This window comes from Pantoea sp. C2G6, from assembly GCF_051336815.1.
Classification (GTDB): domain Bacteria; phylum Pseudomonadota; class Gammaproteobacteria; order Enterobacterales; family Enterobacteriaceae; genus Pantoea.
Window position 1 is genome coordinate 277,377 of sequence record NZ_JBGMNJ010000001.1, and the last position, 24,454, is coordinate 301,830.

Below are 24,454 nucleotides of genomic sequence, written 5' to 3' on the forward strand. Positions count from 1 at the left end.
AGGGTGGCAAAGCGAAATCCCTACGCCGCGCGCGAGTGGTTACCGCACGAAAAACCGATGCTGCCGGGATCGCCGTCGACGCCGCTGCATCCGATGCCGAAACGGCTCGCCTTTGGCCTGATCGGGCTGCTGATTTCGCTGACCGGTGCGCTGAGTAACGCGCTGGTCACCGCCAATCTGGTCAATTTACAGGGCACCTTTGGTGCCTGGTCGAATGAGATCGCCTGGCTGCCGGCGGTCTATGTGATGGGGAACATCTCCATCAACCTGCTGCTGGTGAAATTCCGTCAGCAGTTTGGCCTGCGCGCCTTTACCGAGGCGTTTCTGGTGCTCTATGTGCTGGTGGCCTTTTTCCACCTGTTCGCCAACGATCTCAGTTCCGCGATCATTGTGCGCACGGCGCATGGCATGGTGGCCGCCGCGCTCAGTTCGCTTGGCATCTACTATCAGGTGCAGGCCTGGCCCGCGAAACACCGCCTCAAGGCGCTGGTGATTGGTCTGACAGTGTCGCAGCTGGCTATTCCGCTGGCCCGGCTCTTCTCCTCCGAACTGCTGCAACTCAACGAGTGGCGCGGTCTCTATCTGTTTGAACTCGGTCTGGCGCTGATTGCGCTGGGCGGGGTGTTGCTGGTGAAACTGCCGCCCGGCGATCGGATTAAAACCTTTGAGAAAATGGATTTCGTCACCTTTATGCTGCTGGCGCCGGGCATGGCGCTGTTGTGTGGCGTGCTTTCGCTGGGGCGCATTGAGTGGTGGTTCACCACCCCCTGGCTCGGCATCTGCACCGCCATCGCCCTGACGCTGATTGTCACGGCCATCGTGATTGAGCATAACCGGCGCAACCCGCTGATTAACACCCGCTGGCTCAGTAGCGGCATGATGGTGCGGCTGGGGATTGTGATGATCATGATCCGTATTGTGCTGGCGGAACAGAACACCGGCGCGGTCGGCTTTCTGCAACAGATCGGTTTGCAGAACGATCAGATGCGCGGCCTGGCGCTGGCGATCATTGCCGGGGTGATCGTTGGCATCGCCGCCAGCGCCCTGACCATCAAGCCGAATCATCTTAACTGGCCGATTGTCACCTCGCTGGTGGTGATGATTATCGCCTCGCTGATGGATGCGCAATCCAGTCCGCTGACCCGTGGCCCCGAAATGTATTTCAGCCAGTTTTTGCTTGGCTTCAGCAGCGCCTTTTTTATGGCTCCCGCGATGCTGATGGGTATCGGCAGCGTAGTGACGCAGCCGAAAAATCTGGTCAGTTTTGTCGTGCTGTTTGGCATGAGTCAGAACCTGGGCGGGCTGATCGGCTCCGCCATCCTCGGCACTTTTCAGGTCTGGCGCGAAAAATATCACTCCAGCCTGCTGGGCGATCAGCTCTCCTTGCTTGATCCCAACGTCACCGAGCGTCTCAGCCAGTATAATGCGCTGTTTAACTCGCTGGTGGGCGATGACGTTCTGCGTAGCGCGCAAAGCAGCAGCCAGCTACAAACCGTGGCGACATTACAGGCTAACGTACTCGCCTATAACGATACCTATCTGTTAACCGCCGGGCTGGCACTGGTGACGCTGATGTGGGTGATCTGGCGGTTAACCCGGCGGCGTTATCTGGAGTGGCGTCAGGCCCGATTTAATCTGCGCGAGCAGCAGCAACTGGCCGAATTACAGGAATCAACGGAGAAACAATGAGTCAGCAGGATGAGCTTCAGGCGGCAGAGCGCGACCGCGCGAACCGTCGCCGGATCCTTTCGATCGCCGCGGGCAGCGGGATTGTGGTGATTGGCGTACTGGTTATTCTTTACGCCTGGCAGCTGTGGCCTTTTACCAGCGCTGTGCAGAGCACTGAAAATGCCTATGTGCGCGGCCAGGTGACCTTTATCAGTCCGCAGGTCAGCGGCTATCTCACCTCGGTCCAGGTCATCGACCTCCAGCCGGTGAAAAAAGGCCAACTGCTGATGACGATTGACGATCGCATCTACCGGCAGCGGCTACATCAGGCGCAGGCGCAGCTGGCGATGAAACAGGCGGCGCTGAGCAACAACCTGCAACAGCGCCGCAGCGCGGAGGCGACCATTCAGAGCAACAAAGCGGCGCTGGAAAATGCCAAAGCGCAGGCGCTGAAAAGCGGCTTTGATCTGAAGCGGGTTGAGAGCCTGACGGCCGATGGATCGCTGTCGGTACGCGAACGTGACGCTGCCCGGGCGGCGAACGCCCAGGCGCAGGCGCAGGTGCGCCAGGCCACCGCGCAGATCGCCGTCTCACAGCAGAATCTGCAAACGGTTATCGTCAATCGCGGCGCGCTGGAGGGCGACGTGGCCAGCGCCAGAGCCGCGCTGGAACTGGCGGAGATCGATCTGGCCAACACCCGGATTACCGCACCCGACGACGGTCAGCTTGGCCAGCTGTCGGTGCGCACCGGGGCCTATGTCACGGCCGGAACGCGGCTCACTTCAGTGGTGCCGAATAAAAAATGGATTATCGCCAACCTGAAAGAGACCCAGCTGGCGCACATTCGCCCTGGTCTGCCGGTGACGATTCAGGTCGATGCGCTGGATGGCCGACGCTTCCAGGGTGAGGTTGAATTTATCTCGCCGGCCGCCGGCTCGGAGTTCAGCGCAATTTCACCCGACAACGCCACCGGTAACTTTGTCAAAATCGCGCAGCGCATCCCGGTGCGTATCCGCCTCCATGAGCAGGATATGTCTCTGCTGCGGCCCGGCATGTCAGTCGAGGTGAGCATTGATACCGCGGCGCAACCGGCGGGCGAGGGGGCACCATGATGCGGCGCGGCTTGCTGGTCACTGCGCTGTTGCTGACGCTCACAGGCTGCGCCACCCAGGTTGAAAAGGCGCCGGCCTCACTGCCGATCCCTGGCGCGTGGCGCGGCACGGTCGGCCCCGCCGCGCCGCCGGAAGCGGAGTGGTGGCGGGCGTTCCACGATGACTATCTCAACCGGCTGGTGACGCAGGCGCTGCGCAATAATCCCGATATTCTGACGGCGCGCTCGCGGGTGGATCAGTACCGCGCCCAGCTGCGAGCGGCGCAGGGAGATGAGTTCCCGACGCTGAGCGCCGGTGTGGCGGCGACCCGCGAGCGCACGCTCTCCTCTGTCACCGGCCAGCCCTATGAAACCGATGTTTTTCAGGGGCTGTTACGCGCTAACTATGATGTCGATCTCTGGGGGGCGCGCAGCAGCAGCATCACCGCGGCGCAGGCGACGCTCGCGGCGCAGCAGGCGGCCGCCTCCGCCGCGGAACTGACCATCGCCAGCTCGGTCGCCTCCGGCTATCTCAATCTCTGTGCGCTGGATGAGCAGCTGCGGGTGACGGAGGCGACACTGGCGACCCGCAACAATTCGCTGAAGCTGGCGCAGCGTCAGTTTGAAACCGGCTACAGCTCCAGGCTGGAGTGGATGCAGGCCGCCTCGGAGTATCAGTCCGCCCGCGCACAGATGCCGCAGTTGCAGCACCAGATTACCCAGCAGGAGAATGCGTTAAGCATCCTGGTGGGGATGAATCCGCGCCAGATTGCCCGTCGCGCGCAGTTTGACCAGATCTCCCCGCAGCAGATGCCGTCACTGCTGCCTTCTCAGCTGCTTAACCGCCGTCCCGATATTGTTCAGGCGCAGCGTCTGCTGCTGGCCGCCGATGCCAGCCTGGCGTCGGCGCGGGCGAAACTGCTGCCCGCGCTCAACCTGACCGCCACCGGCACCCTGCAAAGTTCGGTATTGCACCAGTTAGCGGATAATCCGTTCCGCCTGTGGAGCGTCGGCGGCAGCATTCTGGCCCCGCTGCTTAACCGCGAAGCGCTCACCGCCCAGGTTGACGTTTCGATGGCGACACGTAATCAGGCGCTTTACGGTTATGAAAAAGTGGTACGCAACGCGTTCTCCGAGGTCAATGATGCGGTGGACGCCATCCGCCAGCGTGAGGCGCAGCTTCAGGAGCTGGAGAAGCAGGAGAGCTATGTGACGGAAGCGTTGCGCATCGCCCGCAATCGCTATCAGAACGGCTACGCCTCCTATCTTGATGAACTGGATGCCCAGCGCACCCTGTTTTCGACCCAGCTGAACCGGGTCGCGGTTAAAAACAACCTGCTGCTGGCGCAGATCGATCTCTATCGCGCGCTGGGCGGTGGCTGGTCTCCCGCCACCCCTGACTGACCGGGCCGAGCCAGCCGCCGTCAGAGTCTCGGTGGTGGCGATCGGTCCGGCGACTAGCGCTATAATTCGCCAGGCGAAAGAACCGGACGATACCCCGGTTTTCTATTACACTCCCCTTACCGCACGCTTCCGGCGGGCCGACGCTGTTTTCAGGAGAGTCATGTTGTTACCTTTGCCACCCGACGATCACGACGAGCCGATGCGCCAGTCACTTGACGACGCGCACTTTGCGATAGTGGTGCTTGCGGTGACCTCGGTAACACTTATAATCTTCGTGCTGGTGATCACGCTCTGGATGAGCTGACACGCAGTGATGACGCGATGGGTTAAAAGGGAGAGGGCGATGGAATCCAGAGATGACAAATTAATCGCAATTATCGGCTTGCTGGCCGCCTGCCTGATAGGGGTGACCTTCCTGTTTACCATGACCTGGCTGACCGATGTGCGCCATCCCACCGATCCTTCACTGGATGTTCAATCCTGCCACCCCAAAAAACCGCCGGCTCAGCACGTCTGATCGCGGGTGTTAAATTTGATCTGCTGACTGCGTAACACCAGCGCCAGTGCCTCATGCAGGTTACGGTTGCCGTTGGGATCGGCCAGACCCAGCAGCGGTCCCGGTGAACGCCGATCGTCAGCCCAGGCGGGATATTCCACCACCGGATAGAGCGAAATCCCCTCCACCGCAATGCCCTGATCGAGCGCCACCGCCACATTTTCCGCCACCTCCTGCAACCAGGGCGCGCGCGCCTCGCCTTCAGCCCCGGTTTCAGCAATCAGCATCGGCCGCTGGTAGCGCTGCCAGCACTGCGCCAGCAGAATATGCAGCGGCAGGCGCGCCGGGTCCTGTTGTGACATCGGCCGGTCGGGGAAAAACCAGTGGTTATCGGGATAGTAGTTGAGGCCGAGAATATCCAGGCAATCCTCACTGCCGCCCAGCTCCCGGTCGACGCGACCCGCCAGCATATCCCAGGCTTCAAACTGCGCCTGATGCTGAACGTCAGCAATCGGCTTGCTGTCGGGATTGTCGGGATGATGGGCGATCTGCACCAGCGGATCGGTGAGGACAAAACGCGCGTCCGGGTAGACCTCGCGAATCGCATGGATAGCCGCCAGCGAGGCGCGCACCAGCTGGCGCTTCAGCTCTTTGCCGCGCTGCGCGGCGTGGGGATTAAACCAGGCGACGTCCGCCCCGGCCCATGACCAGAATGAGATCTGATTCACCGGGGTAAAGAAGGGGCGTTTAATGCCCTGATCGTGCATCAGTTGTGCCATCGCGCGGGCGAAGCGACTAAAATGGTCGACAAATTCTGCCTTCCAGATATTAAGATGATCGGGATACCCAAAGTGGGCCAGCTCCCAGATAATCTCCAGCTGCTGACGTCGCGCCGCTTCCACCATCGGCAGAAAGCTCTGCCAGTCGTAGTGGTTCGGCACTTTCTCAATCAGATGCCAGCGGGCGCCGTCGCGGGCGGTCAGCAGATGCTGTTCAGCCAGTGCGGCGTAATCTTTTTCCAGCAGCATGTCATGCCCGCTGCTGATCACCATGTCGAGCCGCTTTCCGGGGGTGCGACAGGCGGTGGAGCAGGGGAAGCTGCCCTGAAAAAAGCTGCGGAACAGGCGGGGATGGTGGCGCTGGCGAGCGTCTGTAAGGGGTTGCTGGGGCATATTCCTCTCCTGCCGGGTTGATGCCGGCCACAGATCGTCCGGTTAAGTCTAGACTAAAAAACGCTCGCGACCGTTTTACCCGATAGCAACCCGGGTATAGCCTCAGGCGCCGGGCGGGGGAATAATAAAAATAAGTGCATTTTACAGGGAATTGTCATGACCGAAGCGTTTGAGCTTTGCCCGCAATCCAAACCCTCCAGCTGGCTGGCCGCGCAGCTGGAGCCGCTGTGTCTGCGTCATCCGGGACTGAGCGGCATCCATACGCTGAGTGACGGACTGGACGCCTTTGCCGCCCGCTATCTGCTGATGCAGAAAGCGGAGCGTTCGCTCGATATTCAGTACTATATCTGGCAGAACGATCTCTCTGGCCGGCTGCTGTTCAGCGCGATGCTGGAGGCCGCCCGGCGCGGGGTTAAGGTACGGCTGCTGCTGGATGACAACAATACGCCAGGGCTGGACGACACCCTGGCTCAGCTCAATCGCCATCCCAATATCCAGGTGCGGCTGTTTAATCCCTTCTCGTTTCGCACCCTGCGTGCCCTCGGCTATCTCACCGACTTTGCCCGTCTTAATCGCCGTATGCACAACAAAAGTTTTACCGTGGATGGCGTCACCACTCTGGTCGGCGGACGCAACATTGGCGACGAATATTTCGGCACCGGCAATGAGCCGCTGTTTGCCGATCTCGATGTGATGGCGACAGGTCCGGTAGTCAGAGAGGTGGCGGAGGACTTTGAGCGTTACTGGAACAGTAAGCCGGTGTCGCCGCTACAGAAGGTGCTGGATGAGGATGAACCCACGGAAGAGAGCGTCAGTCTGCCGGAAGAGTGGCGTGACAGTGAGCCGGTGCAGCGCTATCTGCAACGGCTTAAACACGCCTCGCTGTTACAGGAGCTGGAGCAGGGCACGCTGTCGCTGATCTGGGCTAAAGCGCGGCTGCTGAGCGACGATCCGCGTAAAGGTCTGGGCAAAGCGCGCGCCCGAAGCCTGCTGCCACAGCGTATGCTGGAGGTGATTGGCACCCCCCAACAGCAGTTCGACATCATCTCCGCCTATTTTGTGCCGACCCGGGCGGGCGTTGCCCAGCTGCTGTCACTCAAGCGCAATGGGGTAAAAATTGCCATTCTGACCAACTCACTGGCGGCCAATGATGTCTCGATTGTGCATGCCGGCTACGCCAAATGGCGCAAAAAGCTGCTGCGTCACGGTATCGCGCTGTATGAGCTGAAACCGCAGGCGGGGCTTCAGGATGCGCCGCACGATCGCGGATTAACCGGTAACTCCGGCTCCAGTCTGCATGCCAAAACCTTTTCGGTTGATCAGCGCACGCTGTTTATCGGGTCATTCAATTTCGATCCCCGTTCAGCGGTGCTGAATACCGAGATGGGGCTGGTGATTGAGAGTGAGGCGCTGGCCGGTGAGACGCACCAGCGTTTCAGCCAGTCGATGCGCGATCGCGCCTGGACGCTGCGGCTGGATAAGTGGGGACGGGTCAACTGGCTGGAGTATCCGGGTGAGCCGCAGCAGATTGTGCACAAGCACGAGCCGGGCTGCTCCTGGTGGCAACGCTTGCAGGTGCGGCTGGTGTGGCGGCTGCCGATTGAGTGGCTGCTGTAAGCTGAACACGGCTCAGGCTCAGGAAGCCTGCTCCAAACCTACGCCTTTAAGGCGAGGTTCAGCGCAGGCCTCCTGCCCGCTGCGCGCTATTTGCGCTCAGGTTTGCCGGAGAACAGGAAGCGCAGCAGCGGGATGCGCAGATGGATCTCATACAGCAGAAACGCGATGCCAAAGACCATCAGCAGGCCGACAAAGAAGCCCAGCGTATTGTTTTCGATGCGCGGGGTGACGTAGATACCATACAGCAGCGTCAGCGGATGGTGCACCAGATAGATAAACAGTGACGCATTGACCAGATACATGATGCGCGGCGAATGGGCGTTCAGCAATTTGTGCCCAAAGCAGAAGCAGACGTTGAGCATGCAGAGCCCCATCAGCGTCGAAATGATCGCATCCAGCTCGTAAAGCCAGCCATCGCCGCTGCTCAGCCGCTGATTAGCACAGTAGGCGATAAACAGCAGCAGCGCTCCCAGCCACATCACCGGACTGAAGCGAACAAACAGCTGCTTCAGCGCCGGATGCTTCCACGCCAGCGCTCCCAGCATAAAGAATGGCAGGTAGAAGAGCGTCTGCATCACGATGATGTTAAACAGGCCATCCATCAGCCAGTTGGGCTGGAAAATAAACACCAGCCGGCGGAACAGACACCAGAGTAACGCCCACGTCAGCACGCCAGCCCCCAGCGACCCCCAGCCGATGCGCGAATAGTCGAGGGTGCGCTGCCGATCGCGCAGCCAGCGAAACGTCACCATGCCCAGCGTGGTCAGCATCACCAGCACCACCAGGAACCAGAGGTGAGAAATCAGCTCCCACATCAGGTTGTTGAACTTCTGATAAGGCGTAAAGCGGGGCCACTCCGCCAGCTTGTCTGTCCAGGCTTTCAGCATGAAAAATTGCGGCAGCGTAATCAGCGGTATGGCGGTCAGCAGCGGGATACCGACGCGCTCCAGCCGCACCTTCAGGAAGCGGCGTGGCTGATAGCGCAGATAGAGCATGTAGGAGAAGTAACCCGAAATGACAAAAAAGACCTGCATACGAAACGCATGAATAAAATCGTTGAACAGCGTCAGCCATAACGAGGCGTCGTGACTGTTAACCGCCCATTTCTGCGTGGAGTAGATGAGGGAGACGTGAAACGGCACCCCCAGTAACATCAGATACGCCCGGATGGAGTCGAGGAAATATTCACGTTCAGGTTTTGCTGTACTCATAAAGTTCCAGTTCGTTAGTACGTTCGACCGGTTTCACCCTGAAACCGGATTATGCTCGGGTAAAATTCTACCTGTGATAAACAAGGTATACTATCAGTGGAATCCGTAGTGTCTAATTGTCCTAAAAGCGGGTTTAAGCCTGACGAAATGCGGGAACATTGTTGCGCATAAGCTGTCGGAAAACCGAATAATCCTTTAAGATAAGCGGGTTTGATTTAAGCACACGAAAGGGGGGGATGTGCTGACTAAAGAAAAAAATAAAGCCGGACTGATGAAGGTACGCTGGATTGGTACTGCGGTTCTGCTGGCGTTATACGCCAATAACAGCTGGGCGTTTAACATCGACGATGTTGCCAGGCAAGCCAAAGCGTTGGCAGGGAAAAGCTTCGAAGCGCCGAAAAGCAATTTACCCTCTCAATTTCGTGAAATGAAATTTGCTGACTACCAGCAGATCCAGTTTAACCACGATAAAGCGTACTGGGGCAAACTGCGCACACCATTCAAACTGGAGTTTTATCATCAGGGGATGTACTTCGATACCCCGGTGCAGATCAACGAAGTGACCGCCAGCGCGGTGCGTGAGATTAAATACAGCCCCGACTATTTCAATTTCGGCAATGTGAAACATGATGCTGAGGCGGTGAAAAACCTTGGCTTTGCCGGTTTCAAAGTCCTTTATCCGCTGAACAGCAAGGGTAAAAAAGATGATGAGATCGCCAGCTTCCTCGGTGCCAGCTATTTCCGGGTGATCGGTGCCGGTCAGGTCTATGGCCTGTCTGCGCGCGGTCTGGCTATCGACACGGCGCTGCCGTCTGGCGAAGAGTTCCCACGCTTTAAAGAGTTCTGGATCCAGCGTCCGAAGCCACAGGATAAACAGTTGGTGATCTATGCACTGCTCGATTCGCCACGCGCCGCGGGTGCGTATCGCTTTGTGCTGCATCCGGGTCAGGACTCGACGGTGGATGTGCAGTCGAAGGTTTACCTGCGTGACAACGTCGGCAAACTGGGTGTGGCACCGCTGACCAGCATGTTCCTGTTTGGTCAGAATCAGCCCTCGACGGTGAACAATTTCCGTCCGGCGCTGCACGACTCTGACGGTCTCTCAATCCACAGCGGTAACGGTGAGTGGATCTGGCGTCCGCTCAACAACCCGCGCCATCTGGCGGTGAGCACCTACACCATCGAGAACCCGAAAGGCTTTGGTCTGTTGCAGCGCGGGCGTGACTTCAGCAACTATCAGGATCTCGACGATCGCTATGACCTGCGTCCAAGTGGCTGGGTTGAGCCATTGGGCGACTGGGGTAAAGGGCGGGTTGAACTGGTTGAGATCCCGACGGCGGACGAAACCAACGACAATATCGTCGCGTTCTGGACGCCGGAAACCTTGCCAGAACCTGGCAAAGAGATGAACTTCAAATATCGTCTGCACTTCTCACGCGACGAAAACCAGCTGCATTCCGATGATGTCGCCTGGGTTAAAAATACCCTGCGTTCAGCGGGTGATGTGAAGCAGTCTAATCTGGTGCGTCAGCCGGATGGCACCGTGGCTTTCACCATCGACTTCGTGGGTAAAGACATGAGCAAGATGGCGGAAAACAGTCAGGTGGCACCGCAGGTCAGCGTGGGTAAAAACGCCGATGTGGTTGAGCAGAGCGTACGTTATAACCCGGTCAACAAAGGCTGGCGTCTGGTGTTGCGTCTGCGTGTGAAAGATACCAAGCAGCCGACGGAAATGCGTGCGGCGCTGGTTAGCGGCGACAAGACATTGACGGAAACCTGGAGCTATCAGTTACCTGCCAATGAATAAATCGACTTTTACACCTCAACGTTATGTGGAATCTCTGCCGCTGGATGCGGCAGGGAAAGCCCGTCTGAGCGCATCTTTGCAGAGCGCCGGGGCGTTTCACTTCATTCACGATCAACTGGGCAATGATGTCGCCGCCAGCGACCGTCCCGATGATGCGCCGTTAAAGTCGGTCTCATCGCGGGTGAAGATGGCGTGGCCCGACTCGCTGGCCAATGGTCAGCAGCTGGGTAAAGATGACCTTGACCGCACCACGCTGAAGGCGATGCCGAAGGTTAAACGCTCACTGATGTTCCCGGAAGCCTGGCGTACCAACCCGGTCGCCCGTGCCTGGGACTCACTGCGTGGCCGTAAATCGGTGCCGCGTTACGCCAATGCGGAAGAGCAGCGGGCTGAAGAGAAGTGGCGTCATGTCGGTTCGATTCGTCGCTACATCCTGCTGATCCTCACCATTTTCCAGACGGTGGTCGCCACCTGGTACATGAAGAGCATTCTGCCGTATCAGGGCTGGACCCTGCTGGACCCGATGGAGATGATCAATCAGAACTGGCAGCAGTCAGTGATGCAGATCCTGCCCTATGTGTTGCAGACCGGTATCCTGTTCCTGTTCGCCATTCTCTTCTGCTGGGTCTCAGCCGGTTTCTGGACCGCGCTGATGGGCTTCCTGCAACTGCTGATTGGCCGGGATAAATACAGCATTTCCTACTCAACCGTGGGTGATGAGCCGCTTAATCCGGCGCACCGTACCGCGCTGATTATGCCGATCTGTAATGAAGATGTTGAGCGTGTTTACGCCGGTCTGCGCGCCACCTGGGAGTCAGTGGTCCGCACCGGTAACGCCGAACACTTCGACGTCTACATCCTCAGCGACAGCTACGATGCGGATATTGCCATTGCCGAACAGAAAGCCTGGATGGAGCTGGTGCGGGATGTGGGTGGCGCTGGCAAGATTTTCTATCGCCGTCGTCGCCGTCGCGTGAAGCGTAAAAGCGGTAACATCGATGATTTCTGTCGTCGCTGGGGCAGCAACTACAGCTACATGGTGGTGCTGGACGCCGATAGCGTGATGAGCGGCGAGTGTCTCACCGGTCTGGTGCGCATGATGGAGGCCAACCCAAACGCCGGGATCATTCAGTCGTCACCGAAAGCGTCGGGGATGGATACGCTCTATGCGCGCTGTCAGCAGTTCGCGACCCGCGTCTACGGTCCGCTGTTTACCGCCGGTCTGCACTTCTGGCAGCTGGGCGAGTCTCACTACTGGGGTCACAACGCGATAATCCGCGTGAAACCTTTTATTGAGCACTGTGCGCTGGCGCCATTACCGGGCGAGGGCTCCTTTGCCGGTTCGATCATGTCCCATGACTTCGTCGAAGCGGCGCTGATGCGTCGTGCCGGCTGGGGCGTCTGGATTGCCTACGACCTGCCGGGCTCTTATGAAGAGCTGCCACCGAACCTGCTGGATGAGCTGAAGCGTGACCGCCGCTGGTGTCACGGCAACCTGATGAACTTCCGCCTGTTCCTGGTAAAAGGGATGCACCCGGTTCACCGTGCGGTGTTCCTGACCGGTGTGATGTCCTACCTTTCGGCGCCGCTGTGGTTCCTGTTCCTGGCGCTCTCTACCGCCTTGCAGGTGGTGCATACGCTGATGGAGCCGACCTACTTCCTGCAACCGCGGCAGCTGTTCCCGGTCTGGCCACAGTGGCGACCAGAACTGGCGATAGCGCTCTTCTCGACCACCATGGTGCTGTTGTTCCTGCCGAAGATGCTGAGTGTGGTGTTGATCTGGTTTAAAGGATCAAAAGCCTACGGTGGGCCACTGCGTCTGCTGGCCTCTCTCGTGCTGGAAACGCTGTTCTCGGTGCTGCTGGCCCCGGTGCGTATGCTGTTCCATACGGTGTTTGTGGTCAGCGCCTTCCTCGGCTGGGAAGTAGTGTGGAACTCCCCGCAGCGTGATGACGATGCCACGCCGTGGAGCGAGGCGTTTAAACGTCACGGTTCACAGATGGCACTGGGTCTGGTGTGGGCGGTAGGTATGGGACTGCTGGATCTTAACTTCCTGTGGTGGCTGGCCCCGATTGTCTTCTCACTGATCCTGTCGCCGTTTGTCTCGGTGATGTCGAGTCGCGCGACGCTGGGCCTTAAAAGCAAGAGAGCGAAGCTGTTCCTGATCCCGGAAGAGTACTCACCGCCGCAGGAGCTGGTCGATACCGATCGCTACGTAGAGCTGAACCGCGCGCGCGCGCTGGAGAATGGCTTTATGCATGCGCTGTTCCATCCGGCCTTCAACGCGCTGGCGACCGCGCTGGCAACGTCGCGTCACAAGCAGAGTCAGCTGCTGGACTATGCGCGCGATCGTCGTGTCGATCAGGCGCTGAGCGATACGCCGGAGAAACTGAATCGCGAGCAGCGTCTGCAACTGATCAGCGATCCGGTGGTGCTGGCCCGTGTCCATACCCGGTTGTGGGAAAATGCGGAGAAGTATCATCAGTGGGTAGAGAGTTATCAGAAACTCTCGCTTAACCCTGAGGCGCTGGCTGTAAAAGCGTAATCTGAAAAAAGCGGCAGCGATGCCGCTTTTTTATTGGTTGAGCAACCTCAGTCTCAGGGTATAACCGGTTCTCTGGCGGTCAGCGCCCAGCGCGTATGACGGTATCAATGGTTTTTATGGCGGATCTCTGTGGTGAAAGGCGTTTTTAAAGCGGCGGTTATTGCGCTGGCGGTGATCTGCTTAAGCGGATGCGGCAGTATTATCAGTCGCACCGTGCCCGGTCAGGGGCACGGTAATCAATACTATCCGGGCGTGCAGTGGGATGTGCGCGACAGTGGCTGGCGGATCTTTACTATCCTCGATCTGCCGCTGTCGCTGGTGGTTGACACCCTGCTGTTGCCAGTGGATGCCAGTCACGGTCCTTACGAATAACTGCGATCGGAGTCGCTGTTATCATCTTCCCACTCCTGGGCGGCGGCTGCACCTTCTTCAGTGTCCAGCGGCGGCTCCAGCTGAAACTCACCGTCGTCCCACTCATGCAGGGTGTTCTCCGCCAGCCACTCCTGACGCAGTTCCACTTCGTCGAAGTCACCATCAAAAATAGCCTGTGCGCCTTCGCCGCTGCGGAAAGGCAGACATTCGCCCGCATCCCCTTCATCAACCAGAAACTCCGCCTGCCACATGATGTCGCCATCCTGCATCACATACTTTTGCAGGCCAAACTGGCTGATTGACGCATCCCCTTCCTCTGTTTCGGGGTGGTTAGCGAGAAACTCTTCACGTGCAGCATCAATCGCTTCCTCTAAAGTACTGTACATGCTCATCGCTCTTCTCCTTACCGGGTTTAGTTGATTTCAGTGAAGAATAGACGAAATCTGGGGGAGGGAAAGGGCAGGGTGATGCGATTGGCGGGAAATAAACCATTTCCCGCCAGGCCGGGCTAGTGTGTTTTTTGCGGGAAATGCAGAACCGGCTGCACCGATTCGGCCATCGCCGGTGCCGCGTAACGAATGCAGCACTTTATACAGGGTTTAACTTTTTTAAAATTAATCCGGGCTATCGAAAGCGCCTGACTTAAATTATATAAGGTGCCGATAAAGATCAGGTTTTCCTTTTCGGGCATTCGTTTGCATCCTTTGCGATGAAGAAAGTGGTAATTATCCTGATCGGTTGTGATTGTCACATAATAGTAGAGACCTTTGTTCATATTATGGATCCCCGCGGAGGTTTGCTGTGTGCCAGATTTTTTTATAATAGTGTCAGAGTTATTAAGGGTCTGACGGTCCCGAATGAAAGTACCGATAAGCGGCAGGCTCTTCAAATGCCATAACGCTCTATCGGTCTGTTAAATTTATGTAAAAAGTAATATGACCGGAAAAACCAGGACAATTGCTTGTAAAATAAGTTAATTTTAGCGGATACATAAGCGCGCGGAAATCATTAAGCCCTGCTAAATAGGAATAGCCCTGGAAAGGCGAATAATCAGCACCAGCGGTAATTAAAACAGGCGATTGAAACAGTGAAGCATATAAATTTTATTCTGCGCGAAACCGGCGCTAAGCCCGATGAAAGTCTCTTTATCGATTAGCGTCACTGATTTAAAAAGCGTAAAACCGCGGCAGATTGTTGGGTGGCTAATTAATCTGTGGCCCGATAATCAGTTGCGATCGGAGTACATCTGGCAGGATGACTGATTTATTTAACAGTAAACCGGAGCGGCAGCAGCGCTAAACGGGTTCCCTCCCGTTGGCGCAGCATGATTAATAGCGGGATGGTTCGCCTTCCGGGCGGGTTTTAAAGCGGCGGTGCAGCCACATATACTGTTCAGGAGCCAGTAATACCCCCTCTTCAACCACTTTATTCATTCGCTCGGCGGTTACCTGTTCGCTCTCCAGCGTAAATTCCGCGCTAATATCAGGCAATATCATCAGTTCATAGCCACGGCCATGCGGCAGGCGGCGCGGCACAAAAGGGATGACCGCCGGTTTCCCGGTGCGGATCAGCAGGTGAGTGCCGATGGTGGTCGCAGCTTTCTCCACCGCGAAAAAGGGGGCAAACACGCTGCTGCGTGGACCATAATCGTGATCGGGGGCATACCAGATAATATCGCCGTGCTTCAGCGCGCGGATCATCCCTTTGAGATCTTTACGATCGATCATGCTTTTATTCGAACGCATCCGGCCTTTGACCTGTAACCAGTCAATCAGCTTGTTGTCGTTGGGGCGATAAACGCCAATGCCGGGGTTGTGGATGCCGAACATGCGCGCGCCAATCTCCAGCGTCAGAAAGTGCATACCAATCAACAGCACGCCACGCTGGCTGTCACGCGCCTGCTGAATGTGTTCCAGACCCGACGGCTTGTGCCATTTATTGATGCGCCAGTCCGGCCAGAACCAGGCCATACCGGTTTCAATCAGCCCCATGCCAACAGATTCAAAATTGTGCTTAACCATCGATTCACGTTCGTTTATCGGCATATCGGGAAAACTTAATTCCAGATTACGCCGGGCGATGCTGACGCGGCGTTTCATAAAGCGCATACCGATACGGCCAATATTACAGCCAAGAACATAGAGCAGCGGATAGGGAAGTAGCACCAAAAGATAAAGTGAAATGACACCCAGCCAGGTTAACCAATAGCGCGGGTGAAGCAGTTCTCGTGAAAACTGAGGCAACTGGGTCATGTGAAATCGTATTTTCCTGCGTCGCGCACCCTGCGGTGCTGATAGCTCGTTAATTTTCGCCATTGTGCCAGTTTTTAACGCGCGCTTAAATATCGCTGACGTGTGGGGCCGGGAGAGGAAGAGCTAAACCGGCGGCCATTGCTGAAAAAAAACGCAACAGGCGGGCAAATCCGCCGCTGGCCTTTGCATCCGGTTTAAATCAGGTATCATGTGCGCGCTAAATTTCTTCTATTGATAACAGGACGAACACCATGCCAGTGTTACACAACCTCGTTTCCAATAAAGAGCTGAAGGCGCGCATGCTGGCTGAAACCGAGCCGCGCACCACGGTCTCTTTTTATAAATATTTCCAGATTGCCGATCCCAAAGCCTTTCGCGATGCGCTCTATACCGGGCTGACCGCGCTTAAGGTGTTTGGCCGCGTCTATGTGGCCCATGAGGGGATCAACGCCCAGATCAGCGTGCCAGCCAGCCAGTATGAAAAGATGAAATCGTTTCTTTATGGCTTCGATCCGGCACTCAACAATCTGCGGATGAATATCGCGCTGGATGATGATGGGAAATCGTTCTGGGTGCTGCGTCTGAAAGTGCGCGATCGCATTGTGGCGGATGGCATTGAGGATGAGACTTTCGATGCCAGCGATGTGGGTCGCTACCTTAAAGCTGACGAAGTTAACGCCATGCTGGACGATCCCGACGCGCTGTTTGTGGATATGCGTAACCACTACGAATATGAAGTGGGTCACTTTGACAACGCGCTGGAGGTGCCGGCTGACACCTTCCGCGATCAGCTGCCGATGGCGGTTGATATGTTGCAGGATCAGAAAGACAAAAAGATTGTGATGTACTGCACCGGCGGGATCCGCTGTGAAAAAGCCAGTGCCTGGATGCGGCACAACGGCTTTGAAGATGTCTATCACGTTGAGGGCGGGATTATCGAATATGCCCGCCGCGCGCGCGAGCAGGGCTTGCCGGTGCGATTCAAAGGCAAAAACTTTGTCTTTGATGAGCGGATGGGGGAGCGTATTTCCGACGATGTGCTGTCGAACTGCCATCAGTGTGGTGAACCCTGCGATACCCACGTCAACTGCGTGAACGACGGCTGTCATCTGCTGTTTATTCAGTGCAAAAGCTGCGCTGAAAAGTTTGAGCACTGCTGTAGCCCGCTCTGTCAGGAAGAGGCAAAGCTGTCGCCGGAGGAGCAGCGCGCGCGCCGGGCCGGACGTGAGAATGGCAATAAAATCTTTAATAAGTCGCGTGGCTTATTAAACATGACCATTCCTGCGCCTCAGAAAAAAGAGTCGTAACCCGCAGCGATCGCTTTCAGGCGCTAAGCTGACGTTACCGGTGCGGGTGGCCATAGCGGACCACCCGCACCGCCGGTCAGAAGCGGGAGAGCCGGAAGGGCGTCAGGTCGAAAGAGAAGGGTTTATCCTGAGCGAACTCTGTCGCCAGCTCGCCTAACACGCTGGCGAATTTGAAGCCGTGTCCGCTGAGGCCGGTAATCACTAACCGATTCGGCTCATCTGGCAGAGTGTCGATAATAAAGTCCTCATCGGGACTGAAATCGTAGCTACAGGCTTCGCCATGCAGACAGACGCCTACCCCCGGTAAAAACTGCCGCAGGAAACCAAAGGCTTCGCTACCATCGGCGGCCACCGTGCCAAAAGGTTTGCGATCTTCAGGCCGCTGCATCAACTGTCCGCCATCATGACGCCCCACCTTGAGCGCGTTGTTATCCGCCGGGAAGCCATAAAACTGGCTGCCATCCGCCATCTCCACGGTAAAGCCGGGAAACTTATTGTTCTCGCTGTAGCGGCCATCCGCCTGATACCAGGCAAAAACCTTGCGGGTAGGGGCGACTGGCAGGTTGGGGACCAGCTGGCTGACCCAGGTGCCGGCGCTGATCAACAGTTTGCGACCGCGATAGATGCCATCCAGGGTGGTGACCTGCTGTAACTCCCCGTCGCGGCCAAGCGCAGAGACCGGGCAGTTAAATAACTGCGCACAGCCCGCCTTTTCCGCCAGCTCGATCCAGCTGCGCACCGCCTGCTCACATTTCAGATAGCCCGACTCCGGCTCAAACACCCCCAGATAGCCCTCCGGCACGTTGATCTGCGGCCAGCGCTGACGCACCTCATCGGCCTGCATCACCTCTACGTTGAGCTGCCAGCGGGCGGCGCTGTCGATGACGTTCTGAATAAACGGCGATGGCTGCGGCGCGAGGTTAAGCACGCCGCTGCGATGCATGATGCGTTCACCGGCGCGCTGCTCCAGTTCATCCCACAGCGTCTGAGCGCGCAGCACCAGCGGTACATAGCGTTCGCCCTCGCCATAGGCGTGCCGGATCAGCCGGCTCTCGCCGTGATGGGTGCCCTGATTATGGGGAGGGTGGGCGCTGTCGATCATCAGCACCGACAGCCCCGCCTGGGTGGCATAGTAGCCCGCCGCCGCGCCTACAGAGCCGCTGCCCACCACAATAAGATCATAAACCATAGTAACCACGCTCCTGAAAGAGACAGATAATCAAAAGCATACAGAACAGAAACGAAAAAGGCACCCCTTGGGGTGCCTCTTTGATGCGGCAGGAATCAATGCTTACTGAGGAGTCTTTCTATCTGCTCGGCTGATTCTATCTTCGCGATGCCCGCTTCGAGGATCGAGATAAATTGCCTTGCCACATCCGTTGTCAGCCAGTAGGTCGGACCGACATCCGCTTCTTCTTCTTTCTGATCCTGCGACGATAAAGAGTGCAGGCGGATCATCATGGCGTCATAGCTGTCAACAGTACTGATGTCCCAGCCCACCAGTGGATGGGTCTGAATAACGTCTTTGCTTCTGTCCATTATAACCTCCTTATTACTCGTTAAACGAAGTGCATGATGAGGTTCAATGCGGCTTTTTTATTCCAATAGCGAAATAATTATAACAGTAAACGGGTCAGTCACTGTTTAAAAGATGCCGTGAGTCAGCTTCTCACAGAATATTTGAGTTTGAAAGGCGGGAGTTGAAAAATAAAATGCCTGATGGCCAGGCATTTTTCTCACCGATCAGACGGCAGGCAAAAACGGCGGGCGGATTCAGCGGGTCGGGCTCTCCGACACCATGCCGCCACCGCGCTTTTGTAACGTTTCGGCCAGACGGGCAAAATGCTGCTGTAGCTGTTCATCATGGTTTTGATTCTGGGCTTCCAGCGACAGATTGTGCACCAGCAGCTGACTGGCGCGATCGTCAAGACAGAAAATCAGACTGGAAAAGGCATTTTCCAGCACCGTTAAACGACGCTGCTGGTCGGCGATCAGGGCTAACAGCTCACCAAAGGTCATCGCCTCTTCCGGTTTATCAGTGGTCATGGTGTCGCACCTCCAGTTATGCGGGACGATCGCAAGAATAGGTCATCGATCATGAAGAGTCCAGATGCAGAAAGGGGGAAGCGCGGGCAGGAGAGAGGGATAAAAAAACCGGGTGGCGAAACCCGGCAAAAAACTGCTCAGTGGCGGTTAATCGGTAATAAACCAGTCGTCTGCGCTTTCCCATGTCTGTTGCAGGATTTCGCTGATCTGGTCGCGCGTCTCTTTTCCACCGCCCAGCACGCTGAGATTATTGGCACTGGCATAACGTACTTTGACGTGATTGGTCGTGTCAGGAAACTGTTCATCAATGCGGCGCGACAGTTCGTCGCTTAACGCTTCAATCGCGCCAGCAGGAAGCGGTCGGGTATTCGATACGGTAATTTCAACACGCATAAGAGCCTCCGGTTAAGATACTGTATATATTTACAGTATCAGTCGGCCGGAGGCAAGCGAAATTATGCAATACGCCAGTTCAGCGTTTCACCGGCCAGGAATGGCACCAGGGCGTGGCTGCCGAGCGCGATCTGATCCGGCACCTGCCAGGCTTCACGCACCAGCGTAATGGTGCCCTCATTCAGCGGCAGGCCATAAAAGCGCGGCCCATTTTCAGAGCAGAACGCTTCCAGGTGTTCCAGCGCATTCAGCTCCTCAAACACCGTGGCGTAGGCGGGCAGCGAGGTCGGCGCATTAAACACCCCGGCGCAGCCGCAGCTCGCCTCTTTGAGATGTTGCAGATGAGGGGCGGTATCGGTGCCGAGGAAGAAGCGCGGATGACCGCTCGCCACCACTTTACGCAGCGCCTCCTGATGCACATTGCGTTTGAGAATCGGCAGGCAGTAGAGGTGGGGACGGATGCCGCCGACCAGCATGTGGTTGCGGTTAAACATCAGATGCTGTGGCGTGATGGTTGCGCCCAGCGTCTCATCCGCGGCAGCGACATACTCAGCGGCGTCCTGGGTGGTGATATGCTCCATCACCACTTTCAGCGCCGGAAACTGCTGACGCAGCGGCACCATCACGGTGTCAATAAAGCGTGCTTCCCGGTCAAAAATGTCGATATGCGCGTCGGTCACTTCACCGTGGATCAGCAGCGGCATCCCGAGCTTTTGCATCCGCTCCAGCACGCGGGCGATGGCGGCGATATGAGTGACGCCGTGGCTGGAGTTGGTGGTGGCGTGGGCCGGATAGAGCTTCGCGGCGGTAAACAGCCCGGTGCTGAAGCCGCGCTCCAGCTCATCAGGATCGAGCGAGTCGGTCAGATAACAGGTCATCAGCGGGGTAAAGGCGTGGTCAGCGGGCAGGGCCGCCCGGATGCGATCGCGATAGGCTTCACCGGCAGCGACGCTGGTCACTGGGGGCACCAGATTAGGCATCACGATGGCCCGGCCGTTCACTGCGCTGGTATAGGGCAGGACGGTTTTAAGCATCTCATCATCGCGCAGGTGAATATGCCAGTCGTCAGGGCGGCGAAAGGTCAGTTGCTGAGGTTGTGCTGTCATCAGTGAAGCTCCGGCAGAAAGGAAACGGGGGGCGTGTTCAGGCCGGGGTCTAAGCATAAGGATTCAGGCAACCGTTTGCACCTGCTTTTTACGCGGGCGGTGAAAATCCGCGCCCGCAGGCGCGGAAAGCCTTACCCGGTAAAGGGGATAACCAGTTCGCCAGGCTTCACTTCCAGCCCTTTGGCAAATTTCTTTGCCAGCGACTCGGCTTTGCTGCGATCGGCGCTGAGCAGGTAAGCGGGCTTTTGATCAAAATAGCTTTTCAGCGACTGATTGAGGTAGGGCGTCAGCGTTTTCATGATCGCGTCCATTTTTTGTGGCGTGACCTGCGCATCGACAATCTCCAGATCGCGCAGATAGATAGCGCCCTGTTGTCGATCGTAGACTGGCTGAGCGCGCATCTTTAGCTGCATATCCGCCTGCTGCGGGCCAAATAACGAGGTGACGCTGATTTTCGCATCGCCGGAGAGGGTCACTTTACCTGGCTCTTCACGGCCAATCTGGCTGGTGAGGTTATTCAGCACAATATGCGCGTTAACCAGCCCGGAAACGCCAATATCTTTCTCATAGTTATTGTGCTTTTGCAGCGCCTGATTCACTTCCTGCTCGCTGATGGTGTACTGCGTCAGTTGATTACAGCCACTCAGCAACAGCGCGAACAGCAGGGCGGTCAGGCCGAAAAATACCTTTTTCATCGTGGTTTATCCTGAATAACGGGGTCATTAAACAGGGCATAGCGTGCCTGAATGCGCTGCGGGTGTCATCAGGAAAGGGATGAGAAACGCCGCAGCGTCTCTCATCTGAGCGGGGGTTAAGGGGTGAAAGAAGAGAGCAGATTGACCTGGGTCTGTTTGGCCATGTTATCGCGATAGTCGGCGACCCGGCTCGGCCAGTCGATGCCGGTGACCAGGGTCAGCGAGCGCAACAGCGGGAAGAGATTGAAATCATCTTCTGACAGTTCGCCGTTGACCGCGTTGGGCTGGACGATCAACCGGTCGAGCTTGCGCAGATCGTCGCTGACTTTTTTGATCAGGCCTGGCGCATGCGTTTTCAGTTCCGCGAAGTCGCCAATGCTGGCCTGCTTTTTCGTGCGGAAATAGTCCCGTGCTTCAGGCGTGGCGAATTCGGCGAACCCGGCTTCCGCGATGCGCGGCAGCAGCAGTTTATTGACATAGCTGTTCATGTGGCGCAGCCACTCACCAATGGCTGGATTCAGCGCGCCGGTGATCAGCGGCTCACCCGCCAGCCGATCGACATAGTGGACGATCTCCATGCTCTCCGGCATCGCACTGCCATCCTGTTTTTGCAGGATCGGCGCCATCTTCTGCCCGATCAATCTCTTCGGGGTCTCTTCATCGTCATTGAGCATCACCACCAGCTCAACCGGTAAATTCTTCAGGCCGAAAATCATTCGCGCTTTCACGCAGAAAGGGCAGTGCTCATAGATATACAGCTTCATCCTGATCTCCTTTATTTAACAGAATGAATCAATTCATCCTGTTTTCGGGCTCGCAAAAAGTATGGAAGAGATTAACAGACAGGGCAAACCCGGCACGCCGGATGCAGGACGGCGCGCGGGCCATGACCGGGGGATAGCGGAGCAAAATCAAGGTCTTTGCGCGGTAAAGAGCGGTAACGTTTTACCGCAGCAGGGGCCGCGGTTATAGTTAACGCAGGGTTATAACGGCTCGGCTTTATCAGCCTTTGATTTCAGGAGTCAGGATGTTTGGCTATCGTTCTGCCGCGCCCAGGGTGCGATTAACCACCGATCGGCTGGTGGTCCGTCTGGTTCATGAGCGTGATGCCTGGCGGATGGCCGATTACTACGCGGAAAACCGTCAGTTTTTAAAACCGTGGGAGCCGGTGCGTGATGAGAGCCACTGCTACCCCTCAGGCTGGCAGGCGCGGCTCGGGCTGATTACCGATATGCATAAGCAGGGCTCAGCCTTCTATTTCATTTTAATGGACCCTGAAGAAACCGAAGTGCGCGGCGTGGCGAACTTCAGCAACGTGCTGCGCGGCTCCTTTCACGCCTGCTATCTCGGCTATTCCCTCGGGGAGAAGTGGCAGGGCCAGGGGCTGATGTTCGAGGCGTTGCAGTCCGCTATCCGCTATATGCAGCGCCAGCAACATATTCACCGCATCATGGCGAACTACATGCCGCATAATCAGCGCAGCGGCGATTTGCTGGCGCGGCTCGGCTTTGAAAAAGAGGGTTACGCCAAAGATTATCTGCTGATCAACGGGCGCTGGCAGGATCACGTCCTGACCGCCTTAACCCAGCGGGAATGGACGCCTGACCGGCGTGGACAATAACGAGGATGCGAGCATGAAAATGGCTTTATCGCCGCAGGCGCTGCGGGTGCTGGGCTGCCTGCTGGAGAAGCAGGTCACCACGCCGGAGCAATATCCACTGTCACTCAACGGCGTGGTCAGCGCCTGTAACCAGAAGTCAAACCGAGAGCCGGTGATGAGCCTCAGCGAAAGCGCGGTTCAGGATCAGCTCGATCAGCTGGAGAAGCGCCATCTGGTCACCGCCAGCAGCGCAGCGGGCCAGCGGGTGGTGAAGTTTGAGCAGCGCTTCTGTAATTCCGCTTTTGGCGCGCTGAAGCTCAACAGTGCGGAAGTGGCGGTGCTGACCCTGCTGATGTTACGCGGTCCGCAGACCCCCGGTGAGCTGCGTACCCGCAGCGGTCGTCTGCATGAGTTCAGCGACGTCAGCGAAGTGGAGCAGACGCTGGAGAGCCTGATGCAGCGTGACGACAGTGCGCGGGTGATCCGTCTGGCGCGTGAACCTGGCCGGCGCGAAAGCCGCTTTATGCACCAGCTGGGCGATGAAAGCGATCAGCCGCAGACCGCGGAGGCACCGGACGAGCAGGGCGATCTGACGGCGCGCGTTGCTCTGCTGGAGCAGCAGGTGGCTGAGCTTCAGGCACAACTGACCCAACTGCTGCAACCGGAGCGCTGAGATGAGATTACGTATTGGCATGGTGGGATTAGGTGGCATTGCGCAGAAAGCGTGGCTGCCGGTGCTGTCGGCGGCGACGGACTGGACGCTGGTGGGGGCTTTTTCGCCTAATCAGGCGAAAGCCCGGCCCCTCTGCGACAGCTATCGTATCCGCTGCTTTGATTCACTGGATGCGCTGGCCGCCGCCTGTGACGCGGTCTTCGTCCACAGCAGCACCGCCAGCCATTTTGAGGTGGTCAGGGCGCTGTTGCTGGCGGGAAAAGAGGTCTGCGTCGATAAGCCGCTGGCGGAGACCCTGGAGCAGGCCGAAACGCTGGTGGCGCTGGCAGAGAAGCGTCAGCGCACACTGATGGTGGCGTTTAACCGGCGTTTTGCCCCGAGCTATCAGCAACTACGGGCGGAGATGAGCGGCATCGCCTCGCTGCGCATCGAAAAGCATCGTAGCGATAGCGTCGGCCCGCAGGATCTGCGCTTTACCCTGCTCGATGACTATCTGCATGTGGTGGACACCGCGCTCTGGCTGGGCGGCAAGCGCTTCCACCATGTTGAAGGGCGCATCGACACCAACGAGCACGGCCAGATGCTCTACGCAGAGCATCATTTTTCAGTTGATGGCCTGTCGATCACCACCAGTATGCACCGGCGCGCTGGCAGCCAGCGTGAGCGGGTCAGCGCGGTAGGCGCGGGGAGATGCATCGACATCAGCGAGATGCGTGACTGGCAGGAGGAGCGCGGTAACGGCCTGCTGAGCGTCCCACCGCCCGCCTGGCAGAGCCACCTGGCACAGCGTGGTTTCAGCGGCGCGGCGCACCATTTCATCACCTGTGTACAAAATCAGACGAAGCCTGAAACCAGCGGGGAACAGGCGCTGATGGCGCAGTGGGTGGTGGAAAAACTGTGGCGTGACGCGACGCAGGAATAACGCCTTGTAACACTCCGGGCTGGTCATTTCCCATTGTGGCAGTAGACTGTCGCCGGGCACCCCTCAGGTGCCCGCGCT

Annotated in this window: 25 protein-coding genes; 13 read left to right on the top strand and 12 right to left on the bottom strand. The window is 57.4% G+C overall.

Annotation, left to right across the window (positions count from 1 at the left end):
* The first annotated feature begins 3 nt into the window (after positions 1-3).
* From ACCW71_RS01300 to ACCW71_RS01320, 5 genes are all read left to right on the top strand, one after another.
* Positions 4-1,689, top strand: a complete 1,686-nt coding sequence (locus ACCW71_RS01300; RefSeq protein WP_436369091.1) for an MFS transporter — start codon at positions 4-6, stop codon at positions 1,687-1,689.
* Positions 1,686-2,780, top strand: coding sequence for an HlyD family secretion protein (locus tag ACCW71_RS01305; RefSeq protein ID WP_436369093.1), 1,095 nt, complete (start codon positions 1,686-1,688; stop codon positions 2,778-2,780). Before ACCW71_RS01300 ends, ACCW71_RS01305 begins: the two co-directional genes overlap by 4 nt.
* Positions 2,780-4,162 (top strand): efflux transporter outer membrane subunit, encoded by a 1,383-nt coding sequence (locus tag ACCW71_RS01310; protein ID WP_436369700.1) that lies wholly within the window; start codon positions 2,780-2,782, stop codon positions 4,160-4,162. Before ACCW71_RS01305 ends, ACCW71_RS01310 begins: the two co-directional genes overlap by 1 nt.
* A gap of 160 nt (positions 4,163-4,322) precedes the next feature.
* Positions 4,323-4,466, top strand: coding sequence for a hypothetical protein (locus ACCW71_RS01315; protein WP_436369094.1), 144 nt, complete (start codon positions 4,323-4,325; stop codon positions 4,464-4,466).
* A 39-nt stretch (positions 4,467-4,505) separates the two neighbouring features.
* Positions 4,506-4,679, top strand: coding sequence for a hypothetical protein (locus tag ACCW71_RS01320; RefSeq protein ID WP_436369096.1), 174 nt, complete (start codon positions 4,506-4,508; stop codon positions 4,677-4,679).
* On the opposite strand, the gene ACCW71_RS01325 is transcribed toward ACCW71_RS01320, so the two are convergent.
* A complete protein-coding gene (locus ACCW71_RS01325) occupies positions 4,667-5,830 on the bottom strand; it encodes a beta-glucosidase (protein WP_436369097.1) in 1,164 nt (387 codons plus the stop codon). The two genes, ACCW71_RS01320 and ACCW71_RS01325, sit on opposite strands and share 13 nt — an antisense overlap.
* A gap of 156 nt (positions 5,831-5,986) precedes the next feature.
* On the opposite strand from ACCW71_RS01325, the gene ACCW71_RS01330 reads away from it, so the two are divergent.
* Positions 5,987-7,447, top strand: coding sequence for a phospholipase D-like domain-containing protein (locus tag ACCW71_RS01330; RefSeq protein WP_436369099.1), 1,461 nt, complete (start codon positions 5,987-5,989; stop codon positions 7,445-7,447).
* Between the two features lie 86 nt (positions 7,448-7,533).
* On the opposite strand, the gene mdoC is transcribed toward ACCW71_RS01330, so the two are convergent.
* Positions 7,534-8,658: a glucans biosynthesis protein MdoC gene (gene mdoC, locus ACCW71_RS01335; RefSeq protein WP_436369100.1), complete on the bottom strand. Its 1,125-nt coding sequence runs from the start codon at positions 8,656-8,658 to the stop codon at positions 7,534-7,536.
* A gap of 268 nt (positions 8,659-8,926) precedes the next feature.
* Here mdoC and ACCW71_RS01340 point away from each other — a divergent pair, with 268 nt between their 5' ends.
* The 3 genes from ACCW71_RS01340 (at position 8,927) to ACCW71_RS01350 (ending at position 13,382) form a co-directional block, all read left to right on the top strand.
* Positions 8,927-10,465 (top strand): glucan biosynthesis protein G, encoded by a 1,539-nt coding sequence (locus ACCW71_RS01340; RefSeq protein ID WP_436369701.1) that lies wholly within the window; start codon positions 8,927-8,929, stop codon positions 10,463-10,465.
* Positions 10,458-13,010 (top strand): glucans biosynthesis glucosyltransferase MdoH, encoded by a 2,553-nt coding sequence (gene mdoH / locus ACCW71_RS01345; protein WP_436369102.1) that lies wholly within the window; start codon positions 10,458-10,460, stop codon positions 13,008-13,010. The genes ACCW71_RS01340 and mdoH overlap by 8 nt, the downstream gene beginning before the upstream one ends.
* A gap of 132 nt (positions 13,011-13,142) precedes the next feature.
* Positions 13,143-13,382, top strand: coding sequence for a YceK/YidQ family lipoprotein (locus tag ACCW71_RS01350; RefSeq protein WP_436369103.1), 240 nt, complete (start codon positions 13,143-13,145; stop codon positions 13,380-13,382).
* Here the strand turns inward: ACCW71_RS01350 and ACCW71_RS01355 are convergent.
* The 3 genes from ACCW71_RS01355 to ACCW71_RS01365 all read right to left on the bottom strand — a co-directional run bounded on the left by ACCW71_RS01355 (position 13,373) and on the right by ACCW71_RS01365 (position 15,634).
* Positions 13,373-13,774 carry a MysB family protein gene (locus ACCW71_RS01355; protein ID WP_436369105.1) on the bottom strand — a complete coding sequence of 134 codons (402 nt, stop codon included), beginning with the start codon at positions 13,772-13,774 and terminating at the stop codon, positions 13,373-13,375. The genes ACCW71_RS01350 and ACCW71_RS01355 overlap by 10 nt on opposite strands.
* Before the next feature lie 116 nt (positions 13,775-13,890).
* Positions 13,891-14,157 carry a hypothetical protein gene (locus ACCW71_RS01360; protein WP_436369106.1) on the bottom strand — a complete coding sequence of 89 codons (267 nt, stop codon included), beginning with the start codon at positions 14,155-14,157 and terminating at the stop codon, positions 13,891-13,893.
* Between the two features lie 553 nt (positions 14,158-14,710).
* The gene (locus ACCW71_RS01365) at positions 14,711-15,634 is read right to left on the bottom strand and encodes a Kdo(2)-lipid IV(A) acyltransferase (protein ID WP_436369107.1); all 924 of its coding nucleotides are present in this window, start codon (positions 15,632-15,634) and stop codon (positions 14,711-14,713) included.
* A gap of 251 nt (positions 15,635-15,885) precedes the next feature.
* Here ACCW71_RS01365 and trhO point away from each other — a divergent pair, with 251 nt between their 5' ends.
* A complete protein-coding gene (gene trhO, locus ACCW71_RS01370) occupies positions 15,886-16,941 on the top strand; it encodes an oxygen-dependent tRNA uridine(34) hydroxylase TrhO (RefSeq protein ID WP_436369108.1) in 1,056 nt (351 codons plus the stop codon).
* A gap of 76 nt (positions 16,942-17,017) precedes the next feature.
* On the opposite strand, the gene solA is transcribed toward trhO, so the two are convergent.
* The 7 genes from solA to grxB all read right to left on the bottom strand — a co-directional run bounded on the left by solA (position 17,018) and on the right by grxB (position 21,945).
* Positions 17,018-18,130, bottom strand: coding sequence for an N-methyl-L-tryptophan oxidase (solA, locus tag ACCW71_RS01375; protein ID WP_436369109.1), 1,113 nt, complete (start codon positions 18,128-18,130; stop codon positions 17,018-17,020).
* A gap of 95 nt (positions 18,131-18,225) precedes the next feature.
* The gene (bssS, locus tag ACCW71_RS01380; RefSeq protein WP_436369111.1) at positions 18,226-18,480 is read right to left on the bottom strand and encodes a biofilm formation regulator BssS; all 255 of its coding nucleotides are present in this window, start codon (positions 18,478-18,480) and stop codon (positions 18,226-18,228) included.
* A gap of 234 nt (positions 18,481-18,714) precedes the next feature.
* On the bottom strand, positions 18,715-18,987 hold the full coding sequence (locus ACCW71_RS01385; RefSeq protein WP_436369112.1) for a hypothetical protein: 273 nt from the start codon (positions 18,985-18,987) through the stop codon (positions 18,715-18,717).
* 147 nt (positions 18,988-19,134) lie between these two features.
* A complete protein-coding gene (gene dinI / locus ACCW71_RS01390) occupies positions 19,135-19,380 on the bottom strand; it encodes a DNA damage-inducible protein I (RefSeq protein ID WP_436369113.1) in 246 nt (81 codons plus the stop codon).
* A 62-nt stretch (positions 19,381-19,442) separates the two neighbouring features.
* Entirely contained in the window at positions 19,443-20,486 is a 1,044-nt protein-coding gene (pyrC, locus tag ACCW71_RS01395; RefSeq protein ID WP_436369114.1) for a dihydroorotase, read from the bottom strand.
* Positions 20,487-20,617: 131 nt separating this feature from the next.
* Entirely contained in the window at positions 20,618-21,181 is a 564-nt protein-coding gene (locus tag ACCW71_RS01400; protein WP_436369116.1) for a lipoprotein, read from the bottom strand.
* A gap of 116 nt (positions 21,182-21,297) precedes the next feature.
* Positions 21,298-21,945: a glutaredoxin 2 gene (grxB, locus tag ACCW71_RS01405; protein ID WP_436369118.1), complete on the bottom strand. Its 648-nt coding sequence runs from the start codon at positions 21,943-21,945 to the stop codon at positions 21,298-21,300.
* A gap of 263 nt (positions 21,946-22,208) precedes the next feature.
* Between grxB and rimJ the strand changes: the two genes are divergently transcribed.
* The 3 genes from rimJ to ACCW71_RS01420 are packed head-to-tail and all read left to right on the top strand — an operon-like array spanning position 22,209 to position 24,376.
* Entirely contained in the window at positions 22,209-22,802 is a 594-nt protein-coding gene (gene rimJ / locus ACCW71_RS01410) for a ribosomal protein S5-alanine N-acetyltransferase (RefSeq protein WP_436369120.1), read from the top strand.
* A gap of 13 nt (positions 22,803-22,815) precedes the next feature.
* A complete protein-coding gene (locus tag ACCW71_RS01415; protein ID WP_436369121.1) occupies positions 22,816-23,454 on the top strand; it encodes a YceH family protein in 639 nt (212 codons plus the stop codon).
* Position 23,455: 1 nt separating this feature from the next.
* Positions 23,456-24,376 (top strand): Gfo/Idh/MocA family protein, encoded by a 921-nt coding sequence (locus ACCW71_RS01420; RefSeq protein WP_436369123.1) that lies wholly within the window; start codon positions 23,456-23,458, stop codon positions 24,374-24,376.
* Positions 24,377-24,454 lie beyond the last annotated feature (78 nt).

Coding starts and splice junctions, on each gene's coding strand:
- ACCW71_RS01420 (WP_436369123.1), top strand. CDS start 23,456: ATGAGATTACGTATTGGCATGGTGGGATTAGGTGGCATTGCGCAGAAA.
- rimJ (WP_436369120.1), top strand. CDS start 22,209: ATGTTTGGCTATCGTTCTGCCGCGCCCAGGGTGCGATTAACCACCGAT.
- mdoH (WP_436369102.1), top strand. CDS start 10,458: ATGAATAAATCGACTTTTACACCTCAACGTTATGTGGAATCTCTGCCG.
- ACCW71_RS01415 (WP_436369121.1), top strand. CDS start 22,816: ATGAAAATGGCTTTATCGCCGCAGGCGCTGCGGGTGCTGGGCTGCCTG.
- grxB (WP_436369118.1), bottom strand. CDS start 21,945: ATGAAGCTGTATATCTATGAGCACTGCCCTTTCTGCGTGAAAGCGCGA.
- ACCW71_RS01305 (WP_436369093.1), top strand. CDS start 1,686: ATGAGTCAGCAGGATGAGCTTCAGGCGGCAGAGCGCGACCGCGCGAAC.
- pyrC (WP_436369114.1), bottom strand. CDS start 20,486: ATGACAGCACAACCTCAGCAACTGACCTTTCGCCGCCCTGACGACTGG.
- ACCW71_RS01400 (WP_436369116.1), bottom strand. CDS start 21,181: ATGAAAAAGGTATTTTTCGGCCTGACCGCCCTGCTGTTCGCGCTGTTG.
- ACCW71_RS01325 (WP_436369097.1), bottom strand. CDS start 5,830: ATGCCCCAGCAACCCCTTACAGACGCTCGCCAGCGCCACCATCCCCGC.
- ACCW71_RS01310 (WP_436369700.1), top strand. CDS start 2,780: ATGCGGCGCGGCTTGCTGGTCACTGCGCTGTTGCTGACGCTCACAGGC.
- trhO (WP_436369108.1), top strand. CDS start 15,886: ATGCCAGTGTTACACAACCTCGTTTCCAATAAAGAGCTGAAGGCGCGC.
- ACCW71_RS01355 (WP_436369105.1), bottom strand. CDS start 13,774: ATGAGCATGTACAGTACTTTAGAGGAAGCGATTGATGCTGCACGTGAA.
- solA (WP_436369109.1), bottom strand. CDS start 18,130: ATGGTTTATGATCTTATTGTGGTGGGCAGCGGCTCTGTAGGCGCGGCG.
- ACCW71_RS01385 (WP_436369112.1), bottom strand. CDS start 18,987: ATGACCACTGATAAACCGGAAGAGGCGATGACCTTTGGTGAGCTGTTA.
- mdoC (WP_436369100.1), bottom strand. CDS start 8,658: ATGAGTACAGCAAAACCTGAACGTGAATATTTCCTCGACTCCATCCGG.
- ACCW71_RS01320 (WP_436369096.1), top strand. CDS start 4,506: ATGGAATCCAGAGATGACAAATTAATCGCAATTATCGGCTTGCTGGCC.
- ACCW71_RS01330 (WP_436369099.1), top strand. CDS start 5,987: ATGACCGAAGCGTTTGAGCTTTGCCCGCAATCCAAACCCTCCAGCTGG.
- ACCW71_RS01360 (WP_436369106.1), bottom strand. CDS start 14,157: ATGAACAAAGGTCTCTACTATTATGTGACAATCACAACCGATCAGGAT.
- ACCW71_RS01315 (WP_436369094.1), top strand. CDS start 4,323: ATGTTGTTACCTTTGCCACCCGACGATCACGACGAGCCGATGCGCCAG.
- bssS (WP_436369111.1), bottom strand. CDS start 18,480: ATGGACAGAAGCAAAGACGTTATTCAGACCCATCCACTGGTGGGCTGG.
- ACCW71_RS01365 (WP_436369107.1), bottom strand. CDS start 15,634: ATGACCCAGTTGCCTCAGTTTTCACGAGAACTGCTTCACCCGCGCTAT.
- dinI (WP_436369113.1), bottom strand. CDS start 19,380: ATGCGTGTTGAAATTACCGTATCGAATACCCGACCGCTTCCTGCTGGC.